Source organism: Ramlibacter sp. WS9, from assembly GCF_003797765.1.
GTDB lineage: Bacteria > Pseudomonadota > Gammaproteobacteria > Burkholderiales > Burkholderiaceae_C > Ramlibacter.
This window is the reverse complement of record NZ_RKMB01000071.1, coordinates 1-3,967: the sequence shown is the minus strand read 5'-3', so window position 1 is coordinate 3,967 and position 3,967 is coordinate 1. Positions and strand designations below refer to the sequence as shown.

Sequence of the window (3,967 nt, the reverse complement as noted above, 5' to 3'; positions counted from 1 at the left end):
GGACGGGAGGGTTGCCCGTCGAATGCGTCAAGGACACGGCAGCGGCCTGCGTGGCCGAGCTGGTGGCCGGGCGTGGCCGCAGCATCCGCAGCTTCGTGTACATCTTCGTGGACACCTTCATCGGAGGCGGGCTGGTTCTGGACAGCCACCTCATCGGGGGTGTTACCGGAAACGCCGGCGCTGTGGGCTCGATGCCGATGGGCCTGCCGCGGCAGTTCGGGGCGCCGCCTGAACAACTGCTCAACATCGCCTCGCTGTGGAACCTTGAGGCCCGCTACGCCAAGGCCGGCCTGCACCGGGATGCCTGGGCCGACGCACGCGCCCTCTCCGCCCCGTGGCTGCCTGTCACACAAGCCTGGCTGGGCGCAGCCTGTCCGGCAATCGCCTTGGCCATCAACAGCGCGGCCTGCATGCTCGACCTGGAGGGCGTGATCATCGACGGGTCATTCGACCGTGAGTTGCTGGCCGCCCTGCTGCGCCAGGTCGAGGTGGCGCTGGACAGCTACAGTTGGGAAGGCGTGGCCAGGCCGCAAGTGCTGGCCGGCACGATCGGCAGCGACGCGCGGGCCATCGGCGGCGCGCTGCTGCCGCTGCACGCGAACTTCGCGCCGGACCGGGACTTGTTCCTCAAGTCGGCGGGGTGAAAGGTCAGGCCGCTTCCAGCTCCGACTGCGGCAACAGCCGCTGCTGCGCCTCGCGGTATTCGCGCTTGAGGCGCTCCACATAAGCGGCGGTGCTGGCGACTTCCGTCACCGCGCCGATGCCCTGGCCGCAGCCCCAGATGTCCTTCCAGGCTTTGGTCTTGCTACCGTCGCCGCCGGCGAAGTTCATGGTCTTCACGTCGCCTTCAGGCAGGTTGTCCGGGTCCATGCCCGCCGCGATGATGGAAGGCTTCAGGTAGTTGCCGTGCACGCCGGTGAAGAGGCTGGAGTACACGATATCGTCGGAATTGCCGTCGACGATGGCCTGCTTGTAGGCGTCGCTGGCCCGTGCCTCGTGTGTGGCGATGAAGGCGGAGCCGATGTACGCGAAGTCCGCGCCCATCGCTTGCGCGGCCAGCACCGCGCCGCCGGTGGAGATGGAACCACTGAGTGCCAGCGGACCGTCGAACCACTGGCGAATCTCCTGGATCAGCGCGAACGGGCTCTTCACGCCCGCGTGACCGCCGGCGCCGGCCGCGACGGCGATGAGGCCGTCGGCGCCCTTCTCGATCGCCTTCTTCGCGAAGAAGTTGTTGATGATGTCGTGCAGCACCACGCCGCCATAGCTGTGGATCGCGTCGTTGACGTCCGTGCGCGCGCCCAGCGACGTGATGATCACCGGCACCTTGTACTTCACGGCCATTTCCATGTCGTGCTCGAGCCGGTCATTGCTCTTGTGCACGATCTGGTTGATGGCGAAAGGCGCGGCCGGCCTGTCGGGGTTGGCCCTGTTGTAGGCCGCCAGCGTTTCCGTGATCTCGTGCAGCCACTCGTCCAGCTGCGCGGCGGGCCGCGCGTTGAGCGCGGGCATCGAGCCGATGATGCCGGCCTTGCACTGCTCGATCACCAGCTTGGGGTTGCTGATGATGAAGAGCGGCGAGCCGATCACCGGAAGAGCGAGGTTCTGCAGGGCGCGGGGCAGCTTGGACATGAGGTTCCCAGGGGAGTGAAGCTTGATTTTCGAAGAAAACGAACGACCGTGCTTGTCAATACGGAGACAGGCCGCAGGCGGTCAGAACGCTTCCAGCGGCAGCGCCGTCACGCTCTCCGCGCCCTCGACGATCGCGTCGCGGATACCGGGCGCCTTCGACAGGATGTGGTCGGCGTAGAAACGCGCCGTGGCAATCTTGGCTTGCATGAACTGCGCGTCTTCACCCTTGGCTGCCAGGTCTTCGGCCACCATCAGCGAGCGCGCGAGCTGCCAGCCCGCCATCACATTGCCGGCGAGCATCAGATAGGGCACGGACCCGGCGAACACGGCGTTGGGTGAAGCCTTCGTGTTGCCGGCGACGAACTCGACAGCGTCAACGAAGGCCTGGCGCGCGGCCGACAGGCGCTTCAACATCGCGCGTGCGGCAACACTGTCGCGCTTGGCCAGCTCGGCTTCGGTCTTGGCGATCTGCGCTGCGATGGCCTTCGCAGTCTGCCCGCCGTCGCGTGCCGTCTTACGGCCCACCAGGTCGTTGGCCTGGATCGCGGTCGTGCCTTCGTAGATCGTCAGGATTTTCGCGTCGCGGTAGTACTGCGCCGCGCCGGTTTCCTCGATGAAGCCCATGCCGCCGTGCACCTGCACGCCGAGCGACGTGACTTCCAGGCTCATCTCGGTGCTGTAACCCTTGACCAGCGGCACCATGAATTCATAGAACGCCTGGTTCTGCTTGCGCACTTCGGCGTCGGGATGGTGATGCGACGCGTCATAAGCCGCCGCCGCCACGGCCGCCATCGCGCGGCAGCCTTCGGTGTACGCGCGCATCGTCATCAGCATGCGCTTGACGTCCGGGTGATGGATGATGGCCGCGCTGGCGTTGATCGAGCCGTCGACCGGGCGTGACTGCACGCGGTCCTTGGCGTACGCGACGGCGTGCTGGTAGGAGCGCTCTGCGATTGCAATGCCTTGCACGCCCACCGCGTAGCGCGCCGCATTCATCATGATGAACATGTACTCGAGGCCGCGGTTCTCCTGGCCAACCAGGTAGCCCACAGCCCCACCGTGATCGCCGAACTGCAGCACAGCGGTCGGCGAGGCCTTGATGCCCAGCTTGTGTTCGATGCTCACGCAGTGCGCGTCGTTGCGCGCGCCGAGGGAGCCGTCCTTGTTCACCATGAACTTCGGCACCACGAACAGGCTGATGCCCTTCACGCCTTCCGGCGCACCCGTCACGCGGGCCAGCACCAGGTGCACGATGTTCTCCGCCATGTCGTGCTCGCCGTAGGTGATGAAGATCTTCGTGCCGAAGACCTTGTATGTCCCATCCGGCTGCGGTTCGGCGCGCGTACGCACCAGCGCCAGGTCCGAGCCGGCCTGCGGCTCGGTGAGGTTCATCGTGCCCGTCCACTTGCCGCTCACCAGGTTTTCCAGGTAGGTGGCTTTGAGGTCGTCGGAGCCGGCGGTGAGCAGCGCCTCGATCGCGCCGTCGGTGAGCAGCGGGCACAGCGCGAAGCTCATGTTCGCGGAGTTCAGCATCTCGCCGCACATCGCGCCGATGGTCTTGGGCAGGCCCTGGCCGCCGTAGTCCTGCGGGTGCTGCAGGCCCTGCCAGCCGCCTTCGGCGTATTGCTTGAACGCTTCCTTGAAGCCCGGCGTGGTGGTGACCTTGCCGTCTTTCCAGCTCGAGGGATTGCGGTCGCCTTCCACGTTCAGCGGCGCGACCACGCCCTCATTGAACTTCGCGCATTCTTCCAAGACGGCCTGCGCCGTTTCGAAACCGGCTTCCTCGAAGCCGGGCATCTTCGCGATCTCGTCGATCCCGGCGAGGTGCCGAATGTCGAAGAGCATGTCTTTGAGGGGGGCCGAATAACTCATGTCTTGTCTCCGTATCTTTGCGGGCATTGCTCCCTCTCCCTCTGGGAGAGGGCGGGGGTGAGGGCATGGGCCGCAGCGCCCTCACCCTAACCCTCTCCCAGAGGGAGAGGGAATAAGTCAGGTCACAGCGCGGCGATCAGCTCCGGAATCGCGGTGAACAGGTCGGCCTCCAGGCCGTAGTCGGCCACCGAGAAGATCGGCGCCTCCGGATCCTTGTTGATCGCCACGATCACCTTCGAATCCTTCATGCCCGCCAAATGCTGGATCGCACCCGAGATGCCTGCCGCGATGTACAGCTGCGGCGCGACGATCTTGCCGGTCTGGCCTACTTGCAGGTCATTGGGCGCATAGCCCGCATCCACCGCCGCCCGGCTCGCGCCGATGGCCGCGCCCAGCTTGTCGGCCAGGGGCGTCATCACTTCATTGAACTTCTCCGAGCTGCCGAGTGCGCGGCCACCGGACA

The 3,967-nt window shown here is 65.9% G+C and carries 4 protein-coding genes; 1 reads left to right on the top strand and 3 read right to left on the bottom strand.

Going from position 1 to position 3,967, the window contains the following annotated elements; genetic code table 11:
* Positions 1 to 644, top strand: a 644-nt coding sequence (locus EEB15_RS32880; protein WP_141514207.1) for an ROK family protein, incomplete at its 5' end; no start/stop codon positions are given.
* Positions 645 to 648: 4 nt separating this feature from the next.
* On the opposite strand, the gene EEB15_RS32875 is transcribed toward EEB15_RS32880, so the two are convergent.
* The 3 genes from EEB15_RS32875 to EEB15_RS32865 form a co-directional block, all read right to left on the bottom strand.
* The gene (locus tag EEB15_RS32875; protein ID WP_141514206.1) at positions 649 to 1,632 is read right to left on the bottom strand and encodes a nitronate monooxygenase family protein; all 984 of its coding nucleotides are present in this window, start codon (positions 1,630 to 1,632) and stop codon (positions 649 to 651) included.
* Positions 1,633 to 1,713: 81 nt separating this feature from the next.
* Positions 1,714 to 3,504, bottom strand: a complete 1,791-nt coding sequence (locus tag EEB15_RS32870; RefSeq protein ID WP_141514205.1) for an acyl-CoA dehydrogenase — start codon at positions 3,502 to 3,504, stop codon at positions 1,714 to 1,716.
* 122 nt (positions 3,505 to 3,626) lie between these two features.
* Positions 3,627 to 3,967: electron transfer flavoprotein subunit alpha/FixB family protein (locus EEB15_RS32865; RefSeq protein WP_199236578.1), on the bottom strand; the 341-nt coding region annotated here is incomplete at its 5' end.

Bases quoted from the DNA above. Each gene is read 5' to 3' on its own strand.
- EEB15_RS32870 (WP_141514205.1), bottom strand. From the start codon at position 3,504: ATGAGTTATTCGGCCCCCCTCAAAGACATGCTCTTCGACATTCGGCAC.
- EEB15_RS32875 (WP_141514206.1), bottom strand. From the start codon at position 1,632: ATGTCCAAGCTGCCCCGCGCCCTGCAGAACCTCGCTCTTCCGGTGATC.